The 25,525-nt window shown below is 48.3% G+C and carries 23 protein-coding genes; 15 read left to right on the top strand and 8 right to left on the bottom strand.

What is annotated here, in order from left to right:
- Positions 1-13 precede the first annotated feature (13 nt).
- From LEUMU_RS0106990 to LEUMU_RS0107000, 3 genes are read left to right on the top strand one after another with little or no spacing between them, the layout of a single operon-like run.
- The gene (locus LEUMU_RS0106990) at positions 14-1,150 is read left to right on the top strand and encodes an aminotransferase class V-fold PLP-dependent enzyme (RefSeq protein WP_022951562.1); all 1,137 of its coding nucleotides are present in this window, start codon (positions 14-16) and stop codon (positions 1,148-1,150) included.
- A 10-nt stretch (positions 1,151-1,160) separates the two neighbouring features.
- On the top strand, positions 1,161-1,943 hold the full coding sequence (locus LEUMU_RS0106995) for a carbon-nitrogen hydrolase family protein (RefSeq protein WP_022951563.1): 783 nt from the start codon (positions 1,161-1,163) through the stop codon (positions 1,941-1,943).
- A gap of 20 nt (positions 1,944-1,963) precedes the next feature.
- The gene (locus LEUMU_RS0107000; RefSeq protein ID WP_022951564.1) at positions 1,964-3,628 is read left to right on the top strand and encodes a flavin monoamine oxidase family protein; all 1,665 of its coding nucleotides are present in this window, start codon (positions 1,964-1,966) and stop codon (positions 3,626-3,628) included.
- 88 nt (positions 3,629-3,716) lie between these two features.
- Here LEUMU_RS0107000 and LEUMU_RS0107005 read toward each other — a convergent pair whose 3' ends face one another.
- Positions 3,717-5,750, bottom strand: coding sequence for a PhoX family protein (locus LEUMU_RS0107005; RefSeq protein WP_022951565.1), 2,034 nt, complete (start codon positions 5,748-5,750; stop codon positions 3,717-3,719).
- A gap of 162 nt (positions 5,751-5,912) precedes the next feature.
- On the opposite strand from LEUMU_RS0107005, the gene LEUMU_RS0107010 reads away from it, so the two are divergent.
- Positions 5,913-6,770: an urea carboxylase-associated family protein gene (locus LEUMU_RS0107010; protein WP_022951566.1), complete on the top strand. Its 858-nt coding sequence runs from the start codon at positions 5,913-5,915 to the stop codon at positions 6,768-6,770.
- Positions 6,771-6,786: 16 nt separating this feature from the next.
- Positions 6,787-7,407, top strand: a complete 621-nt coding sequence (locus tag LEUMU_RS0107015; RefSeq protein WP_022951567.1) for a hypothetical protein — start codon at positions 6,787-6,789, stop codon at positions 7,405-7,407.
- Between the two features lie 69 nt (positions 7,408-7,476).
- On the opposite strand, the gene kbl is transcribed toward LEUMU_RS0107015, so the two are convergent.
- Together kbl and tdh are read right to left on the bottom strand one after the other, a co-directional pair.
- Positions 7,477-8,670 carry a glycine C-acetyltransferase gene (gene kbl, locus LEUMU_RS0107020; RefSeq protein WP_022951568.1) on the bottom strand — a complete coding sequence of 398 codons (1,194 nt, stop codon included), beginning with the start codon at positions 8,668-8,670 and terminating at the stop codon, positions 7,477-7,479.
- Positions 8,671-8,672: 2 nt separating this feature from the next.
- The gene (gene tdh, locus LEUMU_RS0107025; protein ID WP_022951569.1) at positions 8,673-9,701 is read right to left on the bottom strand and encodes an L-threonine 3-dehydrogenase; all 1,029 of its coding nucleotides are present in this window, start codon (positions 9,699-9,701) and stop codon (positions 8,673-8,675) included.
- Positions 9,702-9,809: 108 nt separating this feature from the next.
- On the opposite strand from tdh, the gene LEUMU_RS25035 reads away from it, so the two are divergent.
- Positions 9,810-10,415, top strand: a complete 606-nt coding sequence (locus LEUMU_RS25035; protein WP_022951570.1) for a helix-turn-helix domain-containing protein — start codon at positions 9,810-9,812, stop codon at positions 10,413-10,415.
- Between the two features lie 155 nt (positions 10,416-10,570).
- Here the strand turns inward: LEUMU_RS25035 and LEUMU_RS0107035 are convergent, their stop codons facing one another.
- Positions 10,571-11,137: a YceI family protein gene (locus LEUMU_RS0107035; protein ID WP_022951571.1), complete on the bottom strand. Its 567-nt coding sequence runs from the start codon at positions 11,135-11,137 to the stop codon at positions 10,571-10,573.
- Between the two features lie 201 nt (positions 11,138-11,338).
- Here LEUMU_RS0107035 and LEUMU_RS0107040 point away from each other — a divergent pair, with 201 nt between their 5' ends.
- The 4 genes from LEUMU_RS0107040 (at position 11,339) to arsB (ending at position 14,698) form a co-directional block, all read left to right on the top strand.
- On the top strand, positions 11,339-12,565 hold the full coding sequence (locus LEUMU_RS0107040; RefSeq protein WP_022951572.1) for an ATP-binding protein: 1,227 nt from the start codon (positions 11,339-11,341) through the stop codon (positions 12,563-12,565).
- 75 nt (positions 12,566-12,640) lie between these two features.
- On the top strand, positions 12,641-13,138 hold the full coding sequence (locus LEUMU_RS25040) for a 2-thiouracil desulfurase family protein (protein WP_022951573.1): 498 nt from the start codon (positions 12,641-12,643) through the stop codon (positions 13,136-13,138).
- A gap of 155 nt (positions 13,139-13,293) precedes the next feature.
- Positions 13,294-13,641: a metalloregulator ArsR/SmtB family transcription factor gene (locus LEUMU_RS0107050; RefSeq protein ID WP_022951574.1), complete on the top strand. Its 348-nt coding sequence runs from the start codon at positions 13,294-13,296 to the stop codon at positions 13,639-13,641.
- A 25-nt stretch (positions 13,642-13,666) separates the two neighbouring features.
- The gene (gene arsB / locus LEUMU_RS0107055; RefSeq protein ID WP_022951575.1) at positions 13,667-14,698 is read left to right on the top strand and encodes an ACR3 family arsenite efflux transporter; all 1,032 of its coding nucleotides are present in this window, start codon (positions 13,667-13,669) and stop codon (positions 14,696-14,698) included.
- 54 nt (positions 14,699-14,752) lie between these two features.
- On the opposite strand, the gene LEUMU_RS0107060 is transcribed toward arsB, so the two are convergent.
- Positions 14,753-16,003, bottom strand: coding sequence for a vWA domain-containing protein (locus tag LEUMU_RS0107060; RefSeq protein ID WP_022951576.1), 1,251 nt, complete (start codon positions 16,001-16,003; stop codon positions 14,753-14,755).
- Positions 16,004-16,237: 234 nt separating this feature from the next.
- On the opposite strand from LEUMU_RS0107060, the gene LEUMU_RS0107065 reads away from it, so the two are divergent.
- From LEUMU_RS0107065 to LEUMU_RS0107075, 3 genes are read left to right on the top strand one after another with little or no spacing between them, the layout of a single operon-like run.
- Positions 16,238-16,942 (top strand): response regulator transcription factor, encoded by a 705-nt coding sequence (locus LEUMU_RS0107065; protein ID WP_022951578.1) that lies wholly within the window; start codon positions 16,238-16,240, stop codon positions 16,940-16,942.
- 3 nt (positions 16,943-16,945) lie between these two features.
- Positions 16,946-19,372, top strand: coding sequence for a sensor histidine kinase (locus LEUMU_RS0107070; RefSeq protein WP_022951579.1), 2,427 nt, complete (start codon positions 16,946-16,948; stop codon positions 19,370-19,372).
- Positions 19,373-19,415: 43 nt separating this feature from the next.
- Positions 19,416-20,057, top strand: a complete 642-nt coding sequence (locus tag LEUMU_RS0107075; RefSeq protein ID WP_022951580.1) for a MarC family protein — start codon at positions 19,416-19,418, stop codon at positions 20,055-20,057.
- 172 nt (positions 20,058-20,229) lie between these two features.
- On the opposite strand, the gene LEUMU_RS0107080 is transcribed toward LEUMU_RS0107075, so the two are convergent.
- A complete protein-coding gene (locus LEUMU_RS0107080; RefSeq protein ID WP_022951581.1) occupies positions 20,230-20,637 on the bottom strand; it encodes a DUF11 domain-containing protein in 408 nt (135 codons plus the stop codon).
- A gap of 239 nt (positions 20,638-20,876) precedes the next feature.
- Between LEUMU_RS0107080 and LEUMU_RS0107085 the strand changes: the two genes are divergently transcribed.
- Positions 20,877-21,530 carry a DsbA family oxidoreductase gene (locus LEUMU_RS0107085; protein ID WP_022951582.1) on the top strand — a complete coding sequence of 218 codons (654 nt, stop codon included), beginning with the start codon at positions 20,877-20,879 and terminating at the stop codon, positions 21,528-21,530.
- A gap of 73 nt (positions 21,531-21,603) precedes the next feature.
- Here LEUMU_RS0107085 and LEUMU_RS0107090 read toward each other — a convergent pair whose 3' ends face one another.
- Both LEUMU_RS0107090 and LEUMU_RS25045 read right to left on the bottom strand, forming a co-directional pair.
- The gene (locus LEUMU_RS0107090) at positions 21,604-22,767 is read right to left on the bottom strand and encodes an MFS transporter (protein WP_022951583.1); all 1,164 of its coding nucleotides are present in this window, start codon (positions 22,765-22,767) and stop codon (positions 21,604-21,606) included.
- A 42-nt stretch (positions 22,768-22,809) separates the two neighbouring features.
- Positions 22,810-23,739 (bottom strand): metal-dependent hydrolase, encoded by a 930-nt coding sequence (locus tag LEUMU_RS25045; protein WP_040504224.1) that lies wholly within the window; start codon positions 23,737-23,739, stop codon positions 22,810-22,812.
- 195 nt (positions 23,740-23,934) lie between these two features.
- Here LEUMU_RS25045 and LEUMU_RS25050 point away from each other — a divergent pair, with 195 nt between their 5' ends.
- Positions 23,935-25,515, top strand: a complete 1,581-nt coding sequence (locus LEUMU_RS25050; RefSeq protein WP_022951585.1) for a SulP family inorganic anion transporter — start codon at positions 23,935-23,937, stop codon at positions 25,513-25,515.
- The last annotated feature ends 10 nt before the right edge of the window (positions 25,516-25,525 follow it).

Genomic DNA, 25,525 nt, shown 5'->3' on the forward strand with positions numbered 1-25,525 from the left:
TGAGGAGTGTATTGTGCCTGGATTACTACCCAATATTGACCCGGATGGCTTGCTGGAATACTCAGTTGTTTATACTGATCGTGCGCTAAACCACATGTCGGGCTCGTTTCAGGGTGTGATGAAGGATATTTCATCGACCCTGAAGCACGTTTACAACGCACACTCTGTGGCGATTGTTCCCGGCAGTGGCACCTTTGGCATGGAAGCAGTAGCCCGTCAATTTGCTACCGGCAAAAAGACCTTAGTGATCCGCAACGGTTGGTTCAGCTTCCGTTGGACTCAAATCTTCGAGATGGGGAATATCCCTGCCAGCTCTACCGTGCTGAAAGCGCGTATGACCTCGGATGAAAAACAAGCTCCTTTTGCACCAGCCCCGATTGAAGAAGTGGTTGCCACTATTTTAGCTGAGCGCCCTGAAGTCGTTTTCGCGCCGCATGTTGAAACCGCTGCTGGTTTGATCCTTCCTGATGACTACCTTAAAGCTGTCTCCGATGCTGTTCATGAAGTTGGTGGACTGTTTGTGTTGGATTGCATCGCTTCGGGCACCGTTTGGGTGGATATGAAAGCAGTTGGCGTTGATATTCTAATTAGCGCACCTCAAAAAGGTTGGAGTGCATCACCATGTTGCGGCTTGGTAATGATGAGTGAAATGGCTCGCCAACGCATCGAAGAAACCACGAGTAGCAGCTTTGCCTGCGACCTTAAAAAGTGGCTGCAAATTATGGAAGCTTATGAGAATGGCGGCCATGCTTACCACGCCACCATGCCAACCGATGCCTTAACCCGCTTCCGCGACATTATGGATGAAACCCGTGAATATGGTTTTGAAGAAGTCCGTGATGAGCAGTTGGAATTAGGTCGTCAAGTCCGCGAACTACTCAGCAGCAAAGGCTTTAAAAGTGTAGCCGCAGAAGGCTTTGGCGCACCGGGTGTAGTGGTTTGTTATACCGAAGATGATGGCATTCATAGCGGCAAGAAATTCTCCGAAGTTGGTCTGCAAACAGCAGCCGGTGTGCCATTGCAATGTGACGAGCCTGCAGACTACAAAACCTTCCGTATTGGATTGTTTGGTTTGGATAAGCTGCACAATATCGATGCAACGGTTGAGCATTTAGCTAAAGCACTTGAGGCGGTTTCTTCTGAAGCCTAATGCCTCAAATTTGAAGCTCTGTATCTGGCAGCCCCGAGCACAATCGGGCTCAGTGAATGAGGCTTTGATTAAGCTGGAGGCGTCTGCGACTATTGCCAGCGCCTCTAACGCTCAATTGCTGATTACGCCTGAAATGTATCTGACGGGATATAATATCGGGGTTGCCAAGGTGAGCGAACTAGCCGAGTCGAGAGATGGCTCTATGCTGACAAGTGTCTCTGAGATTGCCCGCCGCCATAAGATTGCGATACTGGTTGGCTTCCCAGAGTTAGATGCTGACGGCAGTATTTACAACGCAGTTGCCTTTATTGACGAGCAGGGCGCTCTCCTTAATCTCTACCGGAAAACGCATTTATACGGCGACGTTGACCGCCAGCAGTTTAGCGCTGGAAGCTGTTTAGATACGCCATTTGAGTTTCATGGCTGGACCCTCGCTACCGCCATTTGCTACGACATCGAGTTCCCAGAAGTAGCACGCCATTACGCGCAGCTAGGCGTCGATGCTTTGCTAGTCCCAACCGCCAATATGACTCCCTTTGATTCCGTTGCGACTCGCTTGGTACCTGCCAGAGCGGAGGAAAATGGTCTGTATGTCGCTTACGCCAATTACACAGGAACCGAAGGCGAGTTTAAGTACTGCGGTCTCTCTTGCCTGTGCGGACCAGATGGTGAGGACATTGCCAGAGCAGGCCGCGACAGCGAGCTAATCTTCGGTGAAATCTCTGCGCAAACACTTCAGGCTCGTCGCGAGCTATCGCCTTATCTTCAAGGCATTCGACCAGAACTTTATTAACACCAGAATGAGTGGGTATTATGAGTAATGCATCACAGAAGCCAGTCACCGCATTTGGCCCCGACTTTCCTTTTGCTTATGATGACTGGATTAGCCATAGCGCGGGCTTAGGCCAAATTCCTGCCGCACGCCACGGTGCGAAAGTGGCCATTATCGGCTCGGGTGCGGCCGGTATGATTGCTGGCTATGAGTTGATGCGCTTAGGGGTTAAGCCGATTGTGTATGAGTCCGGTCAGTTTGGTGGTCGCTTACGCTCGCAACCGTTTGAAGGAACTGAGGGTGTGATTGCTGAATTAGGCGGTATGCGCTTTCCGGTTTCATCGACTGGTTTCTATCATTATGTCGATAAAGTCGGAGTTAAAAGTGAGCCGTTCCCGAATCCATTAACCGCAGCTGCAGGCTCGACGGTGATCGATTTAGAAGGCGAAACACTCTACGCTGAAACGCTGGATGATTTACCCAAGATCTATCATGAAGTCGCGCAGGCTTATCATGAGGCGCTGGAAGAAAGCGCCCAGTTTTCTGCCTTAAAGCAAGCCATTCGCGATCGTGACCCTGAGCGTATTAAAGCCATCTGGAATCCTATCGTTCGCGATTGGGATGAGCGGACTTTTTACGATTTTATTGTCGCCTCAAAAGCCTTTCAGAAGCTGTCATTCCGACATCGGGAAGTGTTTGGGCAGGTAGGCTTTGGAACGGGTGGTTGGGACTCAGATTTCCCTAACTCCATGCTAGAAATCCTGCGTGTCAATGTAAATGAGTTTGATGATAATCAGCGCTATATGGTTGGCGGCGTTGAGCAAGTGCTACACAAACTTTGGCAGCGTGTGCCAGAAACTATGGCGCATTGGCCAGAAGGCATCACACTCAAAATTTTGAACGGCGGCGCACCACGTCCCGGAGTCACTAAGATTTCGCGCAATGAGGCGGGTGAGTTACTGATTACCGATCGCTGGGGCAAAGTCGAAACTTATGATGCGGTACTGGTTACTTGCCAAAGCCATCTACTGACCACCGCAATGGACACGGACGAGTCGCTATTCGATCAGAAATTGTGGATGGCATTAGATCGCACACGTTTTATGCAATCTTCCAAGACTTTTGTGATGGTTGATCGCGCCTTTTGGAAAGATAAAGACCCAGAAACCGGCCGCGATGTGATGTCGATGACCTTAACCGACCGCATGACGCGAGGCACCTATTTATTTGATAACGGGCCGGATAAGCCCAGCGTGATTTGCCTGACTTATTCGTGGATGACCGATGCACTGAAAATGCTGCCATTACCGGTCGATCAGCGAGTTAAGTTAGCGCTGTCAGCGCTCTCTAAAATTTATCCAAAGGTGAATATTGCCGATCATATAATGGGCGACCCTATTACCGTGAGTTGGGAGTCTGACCCGAATTTCTTAGGTGCTTTTAAAGGCGCACTGCCGGGGCATTATCGCTATAACCTGCGTATGTATAGTCACTTTATGCAGCAGAGTTTCCCGCAAGAGCAACGCGGTATCTTTATGGCCGGTGATGGTGTGAGCTGGACGCCAGCGTGGGTAGAGGGTGCGGTGCAGACTTCACTGAATGCAGTGTGGGGAATCATGACGCACTTAGGCGGCACGACACACCCTGAGAATCCAGGACCAGGTGATGTGTATGACACGCTAGGGCCAGTTGATCTTCCCGAGTAAAGCGCATAAAAAAGGCCCTGCGATGAGGGAGTCGCAGGGCCTTTTTTGTGTGTCATCAGTGAGTGACCAAACCACTCAGCGAGATGATTTACACACCAATCTCACCACCATCAACGCGAGAGATTACAACCGTGGTTGCACGTGGGCGAACCGTTGTGCCAGTAGGCGTTTCTTCTGTTGCATCATCGCTGTAAGGCCAGTTACGTGGGTGCTGGATATTCAGGAAGCAGTGCTTGTGATCAGGCGTAAAGGTTAGGCCTGTGACTTCACAACCATTCGGGCCAACAAAGAAGCGACGTAGCTCTGTTTGGTTGTCGCTATTCACAACGTCCTGATTATTGTCAGCATCGCGCAGCTTAGATGGAATCACCGCCAACATTTGGTCATTGGTGTACTCCGTTACTTCGCTCGCGCCGTTATCCGTTTGTACCCATAGAATTCCGCGATCATCAAACACCATTCCATCCGGGCTGGCTAATTGGTTCAGCTCGCTCAGGCTAGATAAGTTGGATTCGGTATCGCCTTCAGCGGGCGCACCAAACAGGAAGATATCCCAAGTGAAACCAGTGCCGGTTGCCGCATCATTCCAGCGAATAATATGACCAAAGCTATTGTCTAAACGTGGGTTAGCGGCATTAGCTTCTTCACGGCTCGTGTTATTGGTAAGTGTCAGGTAAACCGTGCCGGTGATTGGGTCAACCGCAGTCCACTCAGGGCGATCCATTGGTGTTGCCCCGACTAAGTCAGCCGCGCCAGCCGTATTCAAAATGATCTCCGCAAGGCTATCGAAATGATCAGCTAATGTACCGCCGCCTTTTACTGCGCCTTCCATGCTCAGTGGCAACCAAACGCCAACACCGGCTTCATCAAAGCGCGCAACGTAAAGTGTTCCCTTATCCATGTACTTGGAACCCGTCGCTAAGCGGTCTGTGCTGTTGGTATCGGCTGGGTCCCAAGCGGCTTCTGATACAAATTTGTAGATGTACTCAAAGCGGGAGTCGTGACCAGAGTAGAATGAAATTGGCTTGCCAGCTTCCAGCTTGCCATATGCACAGCCTTCGTGTCTGAAGCGACCTAGCGCGGTACGTTTAACCGCTTTGCTGCTTGCATCGTAAGGATCGATTTCAACGATATAGCCGTGGCCATTGGCTTCGTTACGGTAATCTTCGCTAGCACTTGCGCCAGTTGCTGTGGTATCAAAACGGGCGAACTCGCTGTTAACTTCGCTCGCATCGCCAGCAACATTATCCCAGCCATAACGGGTTCCGTTCGTGTCGATACCAATACGCGCTTCCTGATCACTCAAAGTGCCGGTATTAACAAAGTAGCCAGGCCAGTTCTCTTCACACGTCAGGTAAGTGCCCCAAGGTGTGTAACCGTTTCCGCAGTTGTTTAGTGTACCGCGCGCTTTCATACCTGTTGGTGCATAAGGCGTGATTAGACTTGCGTGACCAGCCAATGGGCCAGAGATATCCATTTCCGTTGCGCCGGTGAAGCGGCGGTTTTGAGCAGCATTTGGAACGACCTGCCACACGCCAGCAGCCAGTTGAATGTGTACAATAGTTACGCCGTGTGCATTGATTTCTTTGCGAACTTCTTCAACGCTGGTACGCAGGCCAGCATCGTCAACGGTTTTGCCGGTTGGGTGCAGGGCGTTTTGATCGATGTATTCGTGATTGATACACAGCAAGCCTTCTGTGCTGTCATCATTGAGCGGGAAGAAGCGCATGCCATCGTGGTGCATACCCACTGCATTGTCTTGATCGATTGCAGAGTTGCTACCATCGGCTTTCCACTCGCTGGCGGTGCTGTTCAGTGGTGTGCCCCAAGGCGCTAGAATTTTTGCAACGTAACCTGCTGGAACGGCAACTGCATCCAACTTAGAGCCCGCGATAGACTGGAAGCCAAGGCTCACATCTGCGCGTTTCTCAAGGTCAGGTACGTCATCTTTGCTGTCGCTATCACAACCTGTCAGACCAAAACCGGCTAGCATACTCAGGGCAGCCATGCCGCCACCAAACTTTAAAATAGAGCGTCGTGAAATCTCTTTTTCTAAGATCTCAGAAAAGGCTTCATTATTGCTTTTATTGTAACGGGTTGGATCAAACGTTGCTTTGCTCACTGTGAATACCTGTTTTATAAATGTGAATTAACTTTGGGTGTCACCAAATTTGAGCCGGAGCTTATATCAGCTTTGTTACGGTTTAATTACAGCGATGATTTTTGTTCGTGCATAGCGGCGATTGGGTGCAGTATGATCAGGATTTTACCCCGGAGGATTGCCATGTCTGTGAACGAAGTCACCACCCCAGAAGATGCTGCACAACGACGCGCGGCGCCAGCAATCGTGTGCTATCCCGTTGAAAAACTACCTGCTTACGACGCTGAGTTTTATAACGGTGTACGTGACGGGATGCGCAAAGTTTCCGAGATTAAAATTGAGCCGCGCGATGCCGGAACCTTTACCGTGCCGGCTGGCCATTTGTTTCGCATCGTCAGCACCGAAGGCTCCCAAGTCGGCGACCTGAATTTGTGGAATGCCAATGACTTAAATGAGCGCTTTTTCAGTGGGAAGACTCGCCAGCTGCATGCCACCCATGTCAGCACGGGTGACTGTTTATGGTCAAACCTACCGGGATTACGCCCGATGGCAACCATCACGCATGACACACTGGACTGGTATGGCTGGGATGAAGATGGAGGCGGAATTCATGATGTGATCGGCACGCGCTGCGACCCCTACACCAACTTTATGTTAAACGGTGTGGATTACCATCACTGCTGCCATTCCAACCTGACGCGCGCATTAGCCGCAGAGAAGGGCATTAGCGCAGAAGAAGCCGAGCCCTACGTGCATGATGTGTTGAATGTATTTATGTGCACCGGCTTTACTAAAGACACCCATCAATATTTTATGAAAGCCAGCCCGGTACGCCCCGGTGACTTTATCGAGTTTTTTGCGGAGATTGATTTACTAGGTGATCTATCCACTTGCCCTGGTGGCGACTGTGGCAGTAGCCACTCTGATGACAGCACGCCATGCTATCCTTTGATTGTTGAAATTTATGAACCCAAGCCAGAAGCTCTAGCCGGTTGGAAATCGCCTGAGCGCAATGGTTATAGCGGCACGCACGGCCTTTAATTATGGATAACATGGAATGAATATAGAAAAGCTGTTTGAGCTTCAGGGAGACTTCTTTGCACGGTTTCCTGATGGCTTTGAAGACCCTGAAATGCTGAAAATCATTAAGAAGCATAATGTTGGCAAGCTCTCCGATCAGGCGCAAGAAGCCTTTGATGAGATGCAATTTGGCAAGCCAGAATCCATCATTCAAAGCATGATTCAGATCATGTCGCGCTCTTCAATGATTTCAATGTTTGATAAACCGAAGTTTCGCGATGCGATTGGTTCCTTGTCGCCTGTCGAGCGTGAGGTGACGGTTGATGCGTTACAGGCGATGTTGCATGGGGATGAAGAGCAAGGCTTTAATCAGTTTTTGGAAATATTGATTCCGTTAAAGTTAGCGCGCTGGTCAATGATTAGTGCGCTGCCGTTTTATTATGCACCGACTGAGCGTTGGTTTATTAAGCCGAATACCACTAAGTCTATTTTGAAGTATTTTGAAATGGATCAGGAGTTGGTTTACAAGCCGCGGCCGTCGTATGAATTTTATCGGGATTATAGCGCGTTTTTAGACTCGATGAGGGATGAGTGTGATCCGAAGTTGAGTTCGAGCAATGCGGCGTTTACTGGCTTTTTGATGATGTCGATTCGGTAATTTTGAAGGAAATTCTAGTTTCAGTCTGGTCTATTTGTACCAGACTGAAACCACTGTGGTGGACTAGCTTTAACCCAGCTTCATTTCTTCTTTTACCGCTGCGAATGCCTCAATCGCTCGCTCTAAATCCTCACGACTATGACCCGCTGAAACCTGCGTACGAATCCGCGCTTTGCCATCCGGCACGACCGGAAATGAGAAGGCAATCACATACACGCCATGTGCCAACATACGCTCGGCAAACTCCGCCGCAATTTTCGCATCGTAAAGCATGACCGGCACGATCGGGTGTTCACCTGGTAAAATATCCAGCCCAATTTTCTGTAACGCATCACGGTAATAGCGAGTGTTCTCACGCAATTTATTACGCGCCTCTGATGACTCGCTGGCTAGCTCTAACGCTTTAATAGCTCCGGCAACCACCGGTGGCGCAACAGTATTGGAGAATAGATAAGGGCGTGAACGCTGACGCAGCAGCTCTACAATTTCAGCCCGCGCACTGGTATAGCCGCCACTTGCGCCGCCAAGGGCTTTCCCTAAAGTGCCGGTTAAAATATCAATACGCCCAATCACACCGCAGTGTTCGTGGCTGCCGCGACCATTGTCACCCACAAAGCCGGTAGCATGGCAATCATCAACATGCACCATCGCACCATATTTATCGGCCAGGTCACAAATCTGATCCAGCTTGGCGATGTAGCCATCCATGGAAAACACACCATCGGTGGTGATCAGTTTAATCCTTGCGCCATCGGCATCCGCTTGTTTTAGGCAAGCTTCCAGCTCGGCCATATCGCTATTGCTGTAGCGATACCGTTTGGCTTTACTCAAGCGTACACCATCAATAATACTGGCATGGTTCAGCGCATCGGAAATCACCGCATCTTCAGCGCCCAAAATTGTTTCAAATAAACCGCCATTGGCATCAAAGCAAGAAGGATACAAAATGGTATCTTCAGTGCCTAGAAACTCCGTAATCTGAGCTTCCAGCTGCTTATGAATATCTTGTGTGCCACAAATAAAGCGCACTGAAGCCATGCCATAACCATGATCTTCCAGACCTTGTTTGGCCGCCGCATTTACTTCCGGATGCTGGGCCAGCCCCAGGTAGTTGTTAGCGCACAGGTTTAGCAATTCCTTGCCATCTGCCAGCGCCACACTGGCGTTCTGCGGACCAGTAATTATTCGTTCATTTTTAAATAAACCCGCGGCGCGAATGCCGTCGAGTTGTTCTGCGTAAAAAGCGCGTGTGTTGGTATCCATAATTAATCTTCCCAGTTCAGAATGACTTTACCGGCTTGACCGCTAAGCATTGCGTCGAAGCCTTGTTGAAATTCGCTGTAGTGCAGACGATGAGTGATGACCGGGCTTAAATCCAGCCCGGTTTCGACCATCATCGACATTTTGTACCACGTATCGTACATCTCACGACCATAGATGCCTTTGATGGTAAGCATGCTGAAAATCACTTTATTCCAGTCGATTTTCACCTCGCCGGAAGGAATGCCGAGTAGTGAAATTTTGCCGCCATGATTCATATTATTGATCATGTCATTCAGCGCTTGCGGGTTGCCGGACATTTCCAGCCCCACATCAAAGCCTTCCACCATACCAAGCTCACGCTGCACATCACCTAAGTTTTCTTCAGCGATATTCACTAAGCGCGTTGCACCCAGCTTACCCGCTAGCTCAAGGCGATAAGGGTTCACATCAGTAATCACGACATGACGTGCGCCAGCGTGTTTAGCGACTGCTGCGGCCATACTACCAATTGGGCCAGCACCGGTAATCAGTACATCTTCACCTAACAGTGGCCATTGCAAAGCCGTGTGCGTGGCGTTACCAAATGGGTCAAAAATCGCAGCAATATCCTTGTCGATATTTGGACGATGCAGCCAGATATTTGCCATGGGTAGGGCAATGTATTCCGCAAATGCGCCCGTGCGATTAACACCGATGCCGGAGGTATTTGGGCAGAAGTGACGCTTACCTGCCATGCAATTACGGCAGCGCCCACAGACCACATGGCCTTCGCCAGAGACTAATTGGCCGGAGAAAAAGTCCACCACATTGGAGCCAACATCCACGATTTCGCCAACAAACTCATGGCCTACGGTCATTGGGACAGGAATGGTTTTTTGCGCCCATTCGTCCCAATTGTAAATGTGCATATCGGTGCCGCAGATGGCGGTGCGGTGTACTTTGACTAGCACGTCGTTGATACCAATTTTAGGCATTTCAACTTGCTGCATCCATAGGCCGGTTTCGGCTTTGCTTTTGACTAGGGCTTTCATCACTATTCCTCACAGTGGAAATATTTCCAATATAGTGTCATTTGTTTCTGGCGTGATGCAAGAAAAAAATATGATATAATGGAATTTTAATCTTTGATGAGATCCTGCATGTCCGACCCGAACTTGAATACCTTGGCTGAACGCCTTAAAAAATGCCGCAAAAAGCTGCACTGGACATTGGATCAACTGGCCGATCAATCTGGCGTTAGTCGCTCGATGTTAAGCCAGATAGAGCGCGGTAAAGCCAACCCGACTTTGGCAGTGGCTTGTCGCATTGCACAGGCATTGAATATCTCAATCTCAGAGCTGGTTGAAGAGCCTTGGACACAGCCAACCATTGAAGTCGTGCGCGGGAATGATCCGACGAATGTAATGCGCGATGATCAAAATGGCCAAGTGCAAATGCTGACCTCGCCTAGTATGGATGCGACCGAGTTTTATCGGGTAACTTTGCCACCCTCAGCGCAACTTAACAGCAAGCCACATTTTCGGGGAACGCGTGAAATTATCACCGTGCATAGTGGCTCCGTTGAAGTGGTTTCGGGCGCGGATATTGTGCAGTTGGAGCAGGGTGATACCGCCTATTATCAAGCCGATCAAAACCATCGTATTATCAATCGCAGCGACTCTGACTCTTTGTTATATATGATTATTTCTGTGGGCGCAGCGACTAACTCATTAAGCCATGTGTGGGATATGGAGGAACTCAGCTAAGTATTGCATGCAGAAGTGCAGGGTGTGGACGGCATTGGTGAAACGCAGCACACAGAATACGGAGCATCGCGAGATTTGCCATAACGATGTGCATAAAAAAACCTCCCCCAATAATGGAGGAGGTTAAGGCTTACAGGGGCGTGCTCAATACAGGTTTATTGTTTGTCGTAAACCAGTCTGAAGCTGGCAGGAACAGTGACATTGATTGAGGTTAACGCGGCTAATTCGCGTAGCACCTCTGCACCACCATCCAAGCCATAATCAGGCGCAGCAATCACAACAGGGGCCAGGCTCGATACGGTGATCTGTTTATCATCCTGCTCGACAAATACTTGAGTAGAAACTTCTTTCTCAACGCCATGCAGGCTTAGCGTGCCAACGATGGTTTGCGCACCGGATTTAACAGCTTCGCTGCCTAAGTCTATATTGAAGCTGGCATCTGGGTGCTTTTCTGTTTCAAATAGCTGCTTTTGCATGCGCTCATCGCGAATCGGGTTGGCCGTATCCACGCTGTCCAGTTTGATCGTTAGGCTGGCTTTGCCATCATCGCTGATTGCACCGCTGAGTGTTTTAAAATGGTGTACTTCTGAAACGGTTGCGTTTTTAACCGTAGCAAAATGTAGGCTGGACTGCTCGCTATTGAGTGTCCAAGCTGCTTGTGCTGTTGAACAAAGTAATCCTGTGCTCAGGATGCCGAGTAAAAGAGTTGACTGTTTAAGCATGATCCGTCCTTAGATTTAGGCTATCAGGTCTCTAAGTGTAGTACTTAATTTAAGAATTGAGTCTTAAATTACTTTAATGATGCCACTTTAAAAGTTATGCACTCAAGACCACAAACCTGAAAACTTAGCGCACCTAATGATCTTACTTTGATCTATGGAGTGAAATCCTTATAATGATTAAAAATATAGGATTATATTCCAATGACTAATCAGTCAATCAATCAGCTCATCACGATTCACAAGCGACTCTTGAATGCGACTGAGACAACGCGTCACCGCTACTTGTTTGACGCATTCAATATTAAGAACCGGCTTACAGGGTTGATTGGTGCCAGAGGAACGGGGAAAACAACCTTGTTGCTGCAGTTCATTAAAGAGCGACTGAGTAAGCAACAGTATGAAGTGATTTATGTATCGCTGGATCATCTATATTTCTCTGATCATTCGCTGCTGGATTTTGTGAATGAACTGTACGAGGTACAGGGTTGTCGCTACTTCTTTTTTGATGAAGTCCATAAGCATCCTAATTGGAATCAAATTCTAAAAAATATTCATGACTCCTATCCTGATGTTTATGTGGTGTTTTCCGGTAGCTCCAGCATTGATCTGATTCAAGGTACCCACGATTTATCGCGACGCGGGGTATTGTTTCGACTTGGTGGTATGTCATTTCGTGAGTATCTGAGTTTTCAGGGTATTGCTGAAATAGAGCCGGTAGGGCTGGAGCAGTTGCTATCAGATCGAAGCACATTGGAAAATCAGGTGGCAGAAATACCCAAGTTGCGTGGCTATTTTAAAGACTACCTACAGTCTGGCTACTACCCGTTCTTTCTGGAAGGCACGGATACTTATCAAGAAAAGCTGTTGCGGGTGATTGATAAAACTATCTACGAAGACATCGCCAATCACTATCGACTCAATACGGATAAATTACCGTATTTCAAACGCTTATTGTCGTATATGGCAACCATACAGCCGGGCGAATTGAGCCGGAATAATATTTCAAAGCATGTTGGCTTGGATAATAAAACGGTACAGCACTATCTGCATATTTTGCAGGAAACGGGCTTGGCTGAATTGATTCGGGATAATCGTGCAGGTAGCCAGCTTCTGAAAGCCAATGAAAAAATCTATCTGGATAATCCTAATCTATATCAAACCATCAGCCACGAAATCGGCCAACCGAGTCAGGTAGGCACGGTCAGAGAGTTATTTTTTATCAAAATGCTCAAGCATGCAGGGCATCAGGTGTATTACAGCAAAGTAGGTGACTTTGAAGTGGATGGCGTAATTTTTGAAGTTGGTGGTAAGGGCAAAACCACCAAGCAAATTCGAGATATTGAAGGCGCTGCTTATCTGGTGAAGGACGATATTTTGTATGGCGGCAAGCAAGAAATACCGCTGCATTTATTTGGTTTTTTGTATTAATTACTGAGGCCTGCATGTCACTGGCTTATGATAAAGTCTGTGCTCTGTTTCTGCTTTAGATAGGCAAGATTAGCCATGAAAATTTTAGTGAGTGCCTGCTTACTGGGCCATAACGTCCGTTACAACGGCAACGCCTTAACGCAAGCCAATACAGACTTTGATTGGTTAATTAATAACTATCAGATCATCCCATTTTGCCCTGAAGTATCTGCTGGTTTGCCAACGCCGCGACCACCCGCTGAAATACGCAATGGCACAGGGCAAGATGTATTGGATGGTCACTCCAAAATTTACTCTGTCGATGGAAAGGATCTTAGTGCCGAATTTTTATTCGGTGCAAAACTCGCGTTGGCGCAATGTCAGGCGCATGATATTCAATTTGCAGTGCTAACCGAGTCCAGTCCTTCTTGTGGCAGTGGAGAGATTTACAACGGTGAGTTCAACGGGACCAAACAAACGGGCAGTGGGGTGACAACGGCCTTATTACGCGAGAACGGCATTCAGGTTTTTAGTCAGCATCAGCTTGAATTATTACGATTAGCATTGACGGAACGTGCTGTTAAGCCTTTCTAAAACCTGATGTCTCTAGCGCGCACCGCACCGACCTCCCAATACGGTTCTGATGAAATCGTACTTTACATATGTGTTTTTTCATATACCCTAGGCCTTACTTATATACGGCTATCCGTATATTATTTTTAGCTATCTAAAAACACTAGAGTCGACCAATGAACCCTGTTCAGTTTTACAAATGTCTGGCAGATGAAACCAGATTACGCTGTTTGCTCCTTATCACCAACGAAGATGAACTTTGCGTTTGCGAGCTCACTGAAGCCTTACAAGAGAGCCAACCCAAGGTCTCACGCCATTTAGCCCAACTGCGCCAATGCGAACTGCTGGTCGATCGCAGACAAGGGCAGTGGGTATTTTATCGGCTCAATCCTAATCTACCGGAATGGGCGCGTTCTGTATTAACCGAAACTACCGCACACAACACCGGTTTTCTCGACATCAATCGACAGCGCCTGAAGCAAATGGGCGATCGCCCTGAGCGTGTAAATAATTGCTGTAGTTAAATCGTTAAGATCAAGGAAGTGAGTTATGGGTATTTTTGAGCGTTACTTATCCGTCTGGATTGGCCTCTGTATTTTGGCTGGCGTCGCGTTGGGTAATGTATTTCCGGGCTTTTTCCAAGTCATTGCAGGCTTTGAATGGGCGCATGTCAATTTCATCGTTGCCATCCTAATTTGGGTGATGATTTATCCGATGATGGTGCAAATTGATTTCAGTGCCATTAAAGATATTGGTAAAAAGCCTAAGGGGCTAGTGCTAACGCTGGTGATCAATTGGCTAATCAAGCCATTCACCATGGCGGCCTTGGGTTGGTTGTTTTTTAAAGTGTTTTTTGTCTCATTGGTTGATCCTGAAACCGCCAATGAATACATCGCAGGCATGATATTACTGGGAGTCGCGCCGTGTACCGCGATGGTATTTGTCTGGAGCCAGCTAACCAAAGGCGATCCCAATTACACATTGGTACAAGTCTCGGTCAATGACATTATTATGATCTTTGCCTTTGCACCGATCACCGCATTTTTACTGGGCGTCAGCGATATTGCCGTGCCATGGGAAACGCTGATGTTATCGGTGGTTCTGTATGTGGTATTGCCGCTGCTAGCAGGTGTGCTAACTCGTCGATATTTGCAGAAAAATCATGGCGAAGATCGGGTTACCGCCTTACTCGCCAAGACCAAGCCGTGGTCAATAGTAGGCTTGCTGGGAACGGTTGTTTTACTGTTCGGCTTTCAGGCTGAAACCATTATTAATCAACCATTGGCGATTGTGCTGATTGCCATTCCTTTGCTGATCCAAACCTATGGCATTTTTGCGATTGCGTATGCCTCGGCGAAGGCGATGAAGTTGCCACACAATATTGCTGCACCTGCTTGCATGATTGGTACCTCCAATTTTTTTGAGCTAGCGGTGGCCGTGGCGATTTCATTATTTGGATTACATTCCGGTGCGGCTTTGGCAACCGTCGTAGGTGTTTTGGTTGAGGTGCCGGTAATGTTGTCGCTGGTGTACTTTGCCAATCACACACGGCATTGGTTTAAAGAGGCTGATCAGCAGTGACCAGCCCCGTTTGAAGGATCAAATCGGCTCAAAGCTCAGCTTACTTAGCTCGTATTAATACTTCATATCTTTCGCATCGTAAACCAAGCCTATGCTTGCTGACTGCTTCTGAATGGCTTCAAAGATTTGCACATCCAGCGAGTCTTTAGCCGTTCCGGAGGCGGCAACTTTCTCTTTCAGATAGCTATCTCGCTTCTCAGAAAGCTGACGGATTTCACTTTGTAAACGCTGACGTGTTTCAGCCTTTTCTTTAATAAATTCCTGCTGTGCTGCCGGTGCCATCACCTTCATTTCGGATGGCAATTCATCGCTTGAAATATCGGCTAATTCCGCCTTACCGCTGATTACTTCCTCCACCAACTCTTTCTCGCCTAGGAAGTTTCCTTTACCGCTAGAGGAGGTATTAAATGCCGCCCGACGCGCTTGAGATTCGGTGCTAGATTCTACATAAAGCTTGCTACTGGCCGCGACTTTAGCGGACTGTTTGCGCTTATCTTCCGCATTGCCGTAGTAGACTCGGGTGGTATCTAATTCAGCGGATAATCTGGCCAAGTCCGCATCAAATGGGGTCGCAATCGCCACCGCATTCCCAGATTGCGAGACCTGAAAGTAGTTACCTTGACCCAAATTCGCAATTTGCTGCCAGTTTTGCGTGGTTGCACGGTTATTGCCGCTTTGAATGGCGTTAATCACAATGCCTTTATCGCCTGCGATTTTAACGGTTTCAGGGTATTTAACATCATCCTGATAATCCATGTGTGCGGGTGCATCGCCGACTAAAAACACCACTTTGTATGTATTCTTATCCTGATTCCACGACATTTTATGTACGGCATCATACAGCGCTTGGTTCACACTTTCAGGACCATCTCCGCCGCCTCGTGCTTGAAAGTCCATCAGCTTGGCATACATCGAATCCAGGTCTTTCGAGAGGTCAATGGTTTGCGTAATATACGCATCGCCACGGTCGCGATAGGCTACCAACCCCATTTTGATTTCCGGAGCCGTTTGCGCTTGCGCCATGGTGCTGGCAATCGACCAGATTTTTTCTTTAGCGGCATTGATTAAGCCACTCATACTGCCGGTGGTATCCAGTACAAATACGACTTCAATTTTCGGTTTCTGTGACGCTTGCTGTGCAATGCTATCGGTGTCTGAAATGGCTGGCGAGGTCTGAGGAGTCGCTGGTGCGATGATTGGTCTAGGCATCGGAGGGACTTCTGCCACTGCGCTTTGCAAGCCAGGTAATAAGGTGGCACCAGCAGTTGCGGCGAATAGGCTAAGGGCGATTAATTTGATTTTCATAATGAATTCCTGGGAGCTGTTTGGTTACTGGTTACTGGTGTTGCCATGTGCTGCGCTCCTATCTTTGGAAGTTATTCGCAGCGCTGGTTGACTGTATGCACAGTTTACGAAGCGCAGGGAATTACAAACAGGCACAGTTTGGTAAAAGCTGCAGCAGGAATTTTTACAAAAAGTTTACAGCGCACAGGGTGTGCCTTGTTACACTTGGAGTACTGATTAAAAAGGACCACACGCATGTCAACTGATGCCAGCATTCTGATCGTAGAAGACGAGCTCGCCATTCGCATGGGACTGATTGATGTGTTTGTGTATCATGGCTACCACGTTGATTTTGCAGACAATGGGCCGGATGGCTTAGCCAAAGGATTGAGTGGCGACTTCGATTTAATCTTGTTGGATGTGATGTTGCCGGGTATTGATGGCTTTGAGATTTGCAATCGCATTCGGGAGAAAAGTCGCGACCAAGCCATTATTATGCTCACCGCCAAAAGCAATGATGAGGATATTATTCAGGGCTTATCGTTGGGTGCGGATGACTATGTCTCTAAGCCGTTTTCAGTCGCGCAATTGGTATTACGGGTGCAGGCCGTGTTGCGTCGCACCGCCGCTTCCAGCGCGGTAAATGATGTGATTGAGCTATCACCAAGCTTACAAATTGACTGCCGGAATTTATCCGGCACCCGTGGCAAAGAAGTCTTGTCATTTACTTGCCGTGAGATTGCACTGTTACAGTATTTACAAGCACATTCCGAACGACCTGTTTCACGCGATGAGCTACTGCATAAGGTGTGGGGCTACGCGGATGATTTATCGTTAGAGACTCGCACGGTCGATATTCATGTCGCAAAACTGCGCCGAAAAATTGAGGCGGACTCTTCATCGCCTGAGTTTTTAGTCACTGTGCGTGGCGCTGGTTATCGTTTATTGAGCCAGTCATAAGCTATGCTTAAGCAGACTCTGAAAACACTGGATAAGAAAAAACTACGCCGTTGGCTATTGCTGTTTTTTGTGGCGCTATTAGTGCCAACGGTGGTGTTGATCCAGCAATCGTATAGTCGTTTAAAGTGGGAAGCTTTCCACCAACATCAGCAAATGGCGCAGGAGCTGTCAGTACGGATTGACAGCCGCTTTGCTGAGTTAATTCGTAAAGAAGACCAGCGACCATTTACCGATTACGCCTTTTTAAATGTGGCAGGGGATGTAAAGGCGGGCTTTTTGCAGCGTTCGCCATTATCTGAGTTTCCGGTTGCTGCGGAGTTACCGGGTTTGATGGGCTATTTTCAGGTCGATAATGCCGGTCAACTGGTAACGCCATTAGTGCCGGATGCCGATGCAAGCCAGTATGGGATTTCTGAGCTGGAGTTGGGGCAGCGGTTAGTACTACAAAATCAGATTCGGGATATTCTGGCGACCAATCAGTTACTGCAAAAGACAGTCTTGGCAGATATTGATGAGCCGGATAATGAATCCAGTGATTCTCTAAGTTCGCAAAGAATGGGCTCCGTAAGCTCACAAGGAGTGACTTCGGTGAGTGATTCAGCAGAGCCCTATGTGTCCGGAATGGCTGGGGTGTCGAAATTCTCTGGTGATTCATTGTCATCTCCTCAATCAATGCAACCCGAACTTTCCAGCCAATCGATACAAGCCGGTCAGTCAATGAGCATGATTGAAGCCGATAGCAGTATGGATAATGTGTCATCAGATAGTATTGAAGAAATGGCAGAGTTTGCAGACGTGGCCGAGCTTGAAGCAGAGGATGAGCGTGAATTGATGCAAGAGGGGGTTGATAAGAAAGAGCGCAGCCAAGCACCTGTTGCTGCACCTATATCAAAAAGCCTTGCAAGGCAGTCATCCAAAGCTGTCCAGTATTCCGCAGAGCCACAGATTGCTTTTGACCAATTAAAAAGCTTGTCTAAATTAGCGCCTCAAGCCAGCGAATTAGGGCGCTTAGAAGATCTAAATATCCAGCAAAACTATCAGCAGGCAGCACCTGTGCCACTTGCCGAAAGACTGGAAATATTTCCCGTACAAAAACAAGCAACCTCCAAAGCTGATATCCAAGCCAGACAAGCAAAGTCGGCTCCGGCAAAGCGTGCACGAGTGGAGCAAAACAGCTTGCCCGAAGCTGCTACATTGCCATCGCTAGGTGCTATTGTCAGCGCAGACTCAGCGTCCAGCACACAAGCCGCTCCTCAAAGCACTCGCATTCTCACTTTTGAGAGCGAAATCGATACATTTGAGTTTAGCCAGCTAGCTAGCGGCCATTTTGTGTTATATCGCAAAGTCTGGTTAAACGGACAGAAATATGTGCAGGGCTTATTAATCGAGCCTGAGGCGTTTTTAAGCTCAGTCATTAACACCGAGTTCCGTGCTACCGCACTTTCACAAATGAGTGATTTGCTGGTGGCTTATCAAGGTAATGTGCTAACGGCATTTTCAGGTCGGTCCTTACGGGGGTACTTATCCAGTAGCGCGGAGTTAACCGGTGAGCAGCTATATAAAACAAGACTGTCAGCGCCATTAAGCGATATGCAGCTACTGTATAGCGTGACGCAATTACCCGCAGGGCCGGGCGGACAAGTGATTCTGTGGTTAGCGGCTATCTTAGGCATTGTGCTATGCGGCGGTTTTTATCTGCTGTATCGCTTGGGATTAGGACAGATCAATCTCGCTAACCAGCAGCAGGACTTTGTCTCAGCCGTCAGCCATGAGCTAAAAACACCGCTCACTTCCATCCGCATGTATGGCGAACTGTTGCGCGAAGGCTGGGCTAGCGAAGAGAAAAAACGGACGTATTACGACTTTATTTTTGATGAAAGTGAGCGATTATCCCGACTGATTAACAATGTACTACAGCTGGCACGCATGACTCGCAATGAGCAACAAGCCGAGCTGCAGTTAATGGATGTGGGTCAACTGCTGCGCACCATCGAATCCAAAATCAACTCACAGGTCGAGCGCTCTGGCTTTGAACTGGAAGTACATTGCGTCGATGCAGTGAAAGACGCCAGCATTATGGTGGACGCTGATTGGCTAACGCAGATTATGATTAATCTGGTGGATAATGCGATTAAGTTCTCCGCCAAAGCCCCAGTCAAGAAAGTCGCAATCAGCGCTCAGCAAGGCAGTGACCATAGCGTGCAATTTACGGTACGCGATTACGGCCCCGGTATTGAAAAAGCACAGATGAAAAAAATCTTCCAGCTCTTTTACCGCTCAGAGAGTGAGCTAACGCGCGAAACGGTTGGCACAGGTATTGGTTTATCGCTGGTACAACAGATGGTTAGCAATATGGGGGGCAAGATCAGCGTGGCTAATTGTGAGCCTGGTGCTGAGTTCCGGCTGACGTTTGCAGAGCGTGGCAATTAAGCTTATATTCGCGAATTGAAAACTTCCGATGGTTGGAGTGACTATGCTTTCGTATGATGTAACTTTAAATGCTTTTGTGACGCTATTTGTCACCGTTGACCCCATTGGTAATGCGCCTCTGTTTTTGGGCCTGACCATTGGTATGTCCTCGATGGATCGACGCATGGTCGCTATTCGTGGCTGTGTTGTGGCGTTGCTGATTCTGACCTTATTTGCGGTTACCGGTACCGCAATTCTGGATGCAATGGGAATTACCATTGATGCTTTCCGTGTGGCGGGTGGTTTATTGCTGTTTTATACCGCGTTTGAAATGATCTATGAAAAGCGTCAGGAACGTAAGGAAGAAGTCTCTAAGTCGGCGGTTAAAGAGCACATTGCCAGTATTTCAGTCTTCCCATTAGCCATTCCACTACTGGCAGGGCCGGGGACTATTTCAGCGACTATTCTATTGTCTTCGGAGATGTCAGCCGCATCAACTGAACATCATTGGATGGGCATTGTGACTTTGCTGGCGGTTATTTTCGTGCTGCTATTGTTGACCGCGATAACGCTAATGGCCGCTGAGCTTCTTGATAAATACATTGGTAATACCGGCAAGATGATTCTAACTCGTTTGCTGGGTGTATTGCTGGCCGCCTTATCCGTGCAGTATGTTGCAGATGGTGCTCAAGCCTTATTTAGTTAAATGACTTGCTAGCAGGGCTCCAACTTAGCCTTATTAGCCTGCTTGCGAGTGACAACTATGGCTTGCGGACGCTGCTTAAGGACACTTACGGGGCTTGCTTGCAGGTAATTATCCCAGCCTTACTTATATTAGCTCAAATGATGTCTACTGCCAATCAAATAGGCAGTAGGCATCAAATAACTTTCACCGAATACTCCAATACCATATTGCCTGCCTGACCTGCTGGCACGGCATCAATCGCAGCCTTAAGCACACTAGTTCCATCTCCTTTATGCTCAACCACGCTACCAATTGCCTCTCGGCTATGCACATCACGAATGGAACGATACAGTTCAGTGTGCTCTGGTATTAAAGCCGTTACCTCGACATTACGGGCAGTTTGTCCGCCAGTATTCTCAACGGTGATGCGATAGGTAATGCAGTCACCAGGGCGCAAAGTATTAACATCGCTAGGCGCACCGGTACACAGCGCGCTGGTTAATTGAGTCAGTTCTAATTTGATCTGCGGTGGGCCTTCTGCCTGCACTTGAGTAGCGCCCATGCTGGCAACGAGATATAGCGCTGGTTTGATTCCGTTCATGAGTGTTGCTCCTGTTAAGACACATTTGTCTGGCTTTATGATGCAGCGCGTCATGCCACACGGGTAGCTGAAGTAGGATTAGCTGGCACGATTGGCTGTTAAGGGGTTGTTTGATATTTTAAAGGGTATTTTGACGGATCAATTTAAATGAATTAAATTTAGATCAATCGGTTTAAACAAGGTCTCAACGATCGAATACCCCAATGAGACAGCCGAACCCCATTCAATAAGGAAATAGTATGAACACTCAAGCTAAGACGCTCGAAATCGACATCGTATCGGATGTGGTTTGCCCCTGGTGCATCGTCGGTTATCGGCAGTTGGCAGAGGCGCTGGAGGCTAGCGGTACACCACATGAAATTCGCTGGCATCCGTTTGAGCTAAATCCCGCCATGCCGCCTGAAGGTCAGGATATGGAAGAGCATTTAGTTGAAAAATATGGCTTAACCAAGGCACAGTCTGATGAGAATGTGGCGAGATTGAGTGATGCAGGTTCCAGCGTAGGATTTGAGTTCCGCTTTGGTGACACAATGCGCATGCACAATACCTTCAATGTACATCAGCTGCTGCACTGGGCTGATCAGCAAGGAAAAAAGCATGAACTGAAGCAGGCATTATTTACCGCACACTTCCAAGCGCATAAAAACCTATCTGATATTGCGGTACTGGCCGATATCGCTGCTGGCATTGGGTTAGAGCGTGAAACGGCTTTAGCTGTACTTGAAGATCAACGCTTTGCAGAAGCGGTGCGAGAAGCCGAGCAGTTCTGGCAAGGTCAGGGCATTAATAGCGTACCGGCTGTGATATTTAACCAACGCCATTTGGTGAGTGGTGCGCAGGGTGTTGAGAACTTTACAAGCATTCTGAAGCAATTAGCGGAAATGAAAGAGTAAAGGCTAACAGCCACTTCAATCCCCGTTGACTCTAAGCAATTATGAGTCAACGGGGATTAGGCTTATTTAGTTGTTAGTGAATCCGCCGATACAAATAGCCAATAATCACTAAGCAAGGCAATGCCATAATCGCCATGGCGCTGCCCACTGACAAGGCCGGCATATCCGCCAGCAGCCCAATCGTGAGTGGTGCAACCAGTACAATACTGCGCGAGCCTGCGGTCATTGCCCCAAGTGCAGCCCCTGAGCGTGGGTCTTGCGCAGCGGCATCATACAGCGATGGAAACAAGACCGAAATCCCAATACCCGCCATGGTCAGCGCCGCATAAACCAATGGCACAAAGTCAACTAAACAAGCAATGCTCAAACCACAAAAGGCAATAATCACTGCATAGTTTAACAACCGTGCTTTACTCATTTTTGAGGCTACCCAATCGCCGGATAAGCGACCAATTACCATGCCGACCGTGAATGCTACATAACCAATACCGGCCATTCCTGCGGTGGTCTCCAAGTCATCTTTAAGCCTAAACGGCGACCAGTCACTACCCACCATTTCCGGCACAAAAGCCGTTCCGCCTAAAATAGCAAACACCCATAAGCTCACTGGCGCACGAAATGGAGTAGGGGCCGCGTTTTCATCGCCATCCTCAATAGGTACTGCTTTATCTGATGTTAGTAGTCCGCTACCGATATAGATCAAACCGCCGCCCATTAATGCCGCCGCCCCAAGCAAATGCCATTGCAATGGAATTAAGAAAGAGGCCATGGTCGCGGCAATAATTCCGCCCACCACCGAGCCCACACTCCACAAGCCATGCAGTCGATTCATCACTGGCATTGCACGTCGGTTACTCAGGTTAGAGCCTTGAATATTCATCGCCACATCCACTAACACATCGACCAGCATAATGGCTGAGAGCACCATCAACAGCATCCATACCGATGAGGCGGCTGCGATCAATGGCAGCAGAATAATCAACATAATCGTGCCATAGATCATGGTGGTGCGCGTACCAAATTGGCGCACAACCCGACTCGATAGCCAGCTACCTAACAAACCAGTCACACTGGCCGCCGTCAGCAATTGCCCAATTGTCGTCAAATCCACTCCCAAGTGATCGCGAATCTCTGGCAAACGCGGGATGTAGGAAGCAGTTACTGCGCCATTTATAAAAAACTGCATGGCAACCGCCCGCAAGGCACGTTGGTCTTTAGTGATTTGAGTTGAGGTCATGGGCGGTCATCATTGGTTAATGGGCGTATTTGAATGAGTTCATTAGCGCGGTGCGTTTCTGGGCCAAAATGGTTTTTGTAAATCATTACGGTCGGCGACGGCAAACTCAAAAATGGAGAAGCCTTCCGACCCCATGCGCAAGTCGCTGACAACGATCATGTTCTCGCGATCACTCATGCGGTAAAAGCCGCCGGTAAACCATGCCAGCCGATGCGCCGCCCAGTTATTCGGGAGTTTATTGAGCCAGTCTTTATTATGGCGATAAGCATTAAACCGCAAGGGGCCGCTGGGTTGAAACACGGAGGCACGCGTCTCATAGTAATTCTCTTTATCCATCACAATGCCTCGCCAAAATAGCGTGTTATAGCGCTCAGGCGTGACTTTCATCTGCTGGTAAGGAATGTTCTGGCGGGCTAGCTCTTGGCGCATATGCTGCACCACCATATGTTTTGCGCCCATGCTCCAAGCCAAATAGGCGCTACTGATACACAAGCCAGCAACGCTCAACGTGGCGAGTTTAGGGCGCTTAAATAAAGCCCACAAACCAGTGATTAACAATGGCACAGTGTACAGCGGGTCGATAATAAACACCGAGGCCCAGGATTCCGGCACGCGGGGCAGCGGCCAAAATAGCTGAGTGCCATACACCGTAAAGCCATCTAATAAAGGATGCGTAATCAGCGCCAGCCAAATGCCTAATAACAGACGCCCACCATCAATACTTTTAAAGGCATTAAAACGCCGTAGCAGAAACCAAATAATCGGGCTAACCGCCGTTAGCACCAATAGCGAATGGCTAAAGCCGCGATGATATGTGAAGTTGCTTACCGCATTGCCGTATTGAATAAATACATCCAAATCGGGCAGGGTACCAAGCACTGCGCCCAGGTAAAGTGATTTGCGCCCCAGCGTTTTACCGGTAACGGCGTGGCAGGCTGCAGCACCTAACACGACTTGTGAAACTGAATCCAAGTGTGACTCCAAAAATCGCGGTTTTAAACCGATTCTAATAATGCCCGCAGCATGGCCGCTCGGTGGCGTTTTTGTCAAGCCAAAAGCCAGTGCAGCGATTTAAGCCAAACTTGGCTGGATAAAAACAAATTATTCATGGCTCGACAAGGTTGGATGTGTGAGAATTCTTTGTTTTAAATCAAGCCACTTAATACGATGTCCTTTCTAAAACAATTATCTCCCGTCAGTCCTAAAGATGACGTTCTCTCGGGGCTAACCGTTGCCCTTGCGCTCGTACCGGAGGCCGTTGCATTTGCACTGGTTGCTCAGGTGCATCCACTTCTAGGCTTATATGCCGCCTTCATTATCGGTTTAATTACCTCTGTATTTGGTGGTCGACCGGGGATGATCTCCGGTGCGACTGGCGCAATCGCTGTGGTACTGGTGAGTTTGGTTGCATTACACGGTGTTGAATACCTATTTGCTGCGGTTATCTTAATGGGTATCTTGCAGATTATTTTTGGCGCGTTGCAGCTGGGTAAATTCATTCGCTTAGTGCCATATCCGGTGTTTTTGGGATTCGTAAATGGATTAGCGTTGGTTATTTTTATCGCACAGCTTAAGCAGTTCCAGGTGACTGGTGAAGACGGTTCTAGTGAGTGGATTGTTGGCGCACCTTTAATCATCATGATTGGCCTGGCGCTTGTGACTATGGCGATCATTCACTTCTTGCCAAAATTCACTAAGGCGGTTCCTTCCACTCTGGTCGCGATTATTGCGCTAAGTTTATTGGTGGCGCTGTTTAATATCGATACCCGTACGGTCGGCGATATCGCATCGGTAGCCGGTGACTTACCAACGTTCCATATCCCAACCGTTCCGTTCACTTGGGAAACCTTTATGATCATCCTGCCATACGCTGTTGTCATGGCGCTGGTTGGTTTGATTGAAAGTTTGCTGACGCTAAACTTGGTTGATGCCTTGACTGAAACACGTGGTCAGGCAAACCGTGAAAGTATGGCACAGGGTTTAGCTAACTTCGTCACTGGCTTATTTGGTGGTATGGGTGGTTGTGCCATGGTTGGCCAAAGTATCATCAATATCAATTCTGGTGGTAAAGGGCGTTTATCCGGTATTACCGCTGCCTTGGCTTTACTGGCAATTATTCTGCTGGGTGCGCCATTGATTGAGCAAATCCCGATTGCAGTATTGGTCGGCGTGATGTTTATGGTGGTTATTGGTACCTTTAAGTGGTCCAGCCTGCGCTTGTTTGGTCGTGTGCCACACGTTGAGCTGGCGATTACGGGTGCGGTTATGCTGACCACCGTATTAGCTGATTTGGCTGCTGCGGTTATCTTGGGTGTGATTCTATCTGCACTGGTATTTGCTTGGGATCATGCTAAGAAAATCCGCGTTCAGAAGTTTGTGAATGATGGTGGAAACACCGTTTACGAACTGATTGGTCCGATCTTCTTTGCGTCAGTTCATAACTTCCAGGAGCTGTTCCAGCCAAGTGAAGATGCTCAAGATGTAATCATTGATTTTAAGCGCTCACGCGTTGCCGATCACTCTGCATTGGAAGCCATCGATCAACTGGCAGAGCGCTATGAGCGTGCTGGAAAGCGTCTGCACTTAGTTCACTTAAGCCCTGAATGTCGCTTGTTATTGAAAAAAGCGGGCGATTTGGTCGAAGTTAACGTGGTAGAAGATCCGGTGTATGCCATTGCAGCAGGTTTAACTGCCGCAGAGATCGACGCTTATGAAGCTCGCAGTAAAAAGGCAAGCTCTGGTCATTAGGAATACCATC

Origin of the sequence: Leucothrix mucor DSM 2157 (assembly GCF_000419525.1) — a bacterium.
GTDB lineage: Bacteria > Pseudomonadota > Gammaproteobacteria > Thiotrichales > Thiotrichaceae > Leucothrix > Leucothrix mucor.

What these genes read in the sequence shown, in the direction of transcription:
- LEUMU_RS25040 (WP_022951573.1), top strand. Translation starts at nt 12,641, where the DNA reads ATGAAAATTTTAGTGAGTGCCTGCTTACTGGGCCATAACGTCCGTTAC.
- LEUMU_RS0107090 (WP_022951583.1), bottom strand. Translation starts at nt 22,767, where the DNA reads ATGACCTCAACTCAAATCACTAAAGACCAACGTGCCTTGCGGGCGGTT.
- tdh (WP_022951569.1), bottom strand. Translation starts at nt 9,701, where the DNA reads ATGAAAGCCCTAGTCAAAAGCAAAGCCGAAACCGGCCTATGGATGCAG.
- LEUMU_RS0107050 (WP_022951574.1), top strand. Translation starts at nt 13,294, where the DNA reads ATGAACCCTGTTCAGTTTTACAAATGTCTGGCAGATGAAACCAGATTA.
- LEUMU_RS25050 (WP_022951585.1), top strand. Translation starts at nt 23,935, where the DNA reads ATGTCCTTTCTAAAACAATTATCTCCCGTCAGTCCTAAAGATGACGTT.
- LEUMU_RS0107010 (WP_022951566.1), top strand. Translation starts at nt 5,913, where the DNA reads ATGTCTGTGAACGAAGTCACCACCCCAGAAGATGCTGCACAACGACGC.
- LEUMU_RS0107075 (WP_022951580.1), top strand. Translation starts at nt 19,416, where the DNA reads ATGCTTTCGTATGATGTAACTTTAAATGCTTTTGTGACGCTATTTGTC.
- LEUMU_RS0107015 (WP_022951567.1), top strand. Translation starts at nt 6,787, where the DNA reads ATGAATATAGAAAAGCTGTTTGAGCTTCAGGGAGACTTCTTTGCACGG.
- LEUMU_RS0107080 (WP_022951581.1), bottom strand. Translation starts at nt 20,637, where the DNA reads ATGAACGGAATCAAACCAGCGCTATATCTCGTTGCCAGCATGGGCGCT.
- arsB (WP_022951575.1), top strand. Translation starts at nt 13,667, where the DNA reads ATGGGTATTTTTGAGCGTTACTTATCCGTCTGGATTGGCCTCTGTATT.
- LEUMU_RS0107035 (WP_022951571.1), bottom strand. Translation starts at nt 11,137, where the DNA reads ATGCTTAAACAGTCAACTCTTTTACTCGGCATCCTGAGCACAGGATTA.
- LEUMU_RS0107070 (WP_022951579.1), top strand. Translation starts at nt 16,946, where the DNA reads ATGCTTAAGCAGACTCTGAAAACACTGGATAAGAAAAAACTACGCCGT.
- LEUMU_RS0107085 (WP_022951582.1), top strand. Translation starts at nt 20,877, where the DNA reads ATGAACACTCAAGCTAAGACGCTCGAAATCGACATCGTATCGGATGTG.
- kbl (WP_022951568.1), bottom strand. Translation starts at nt 8,670, where the DNA reads ATGGATACCAACACACGCGCTTTTTACGCAGAACAACTCGACGGCATT.
- LEUMU_RS0107060 (WP_022951576.1), bottom strand. Translation starts at nt 16,003, where the DNA reads ATGAAAATCAAATTAATCGCCCTTAGCCTATTCGCCGCAACTGCTGGT.
- LEUMU_RS25035 (WP_022951570.1), top strand. Translation starts at nt 9,810, where the DNA reads ATGTCCGACCCGAACTTGAATACCTTGGCTGAACGCCTTAAAAAATGC.
- LEUMU_RS0107040 (WP_022951572.1), top strand. Translation starts at nt 11,339, where the DNA reads ATGACTAATCAGTCAATCAATCAGCTCATCACGATTCACAAGCGACTC.
- LEUMU_RS0107065 (WP_022951578.1), top strand. Translation starts at nt 16,238, where the DNA reads ATGTCAACTGATGCCAGCATTCTGATCGTAGAAGACGAGCTCGCCATT.
- LEUMU_RS0107000 (WP_022951564.1), top strand. Translation starts at nt 1,964, where the DNA reads ATGAGTAATGCATCACAGAAGCCAGTCACCGCATTTGGCCCCGACTTT.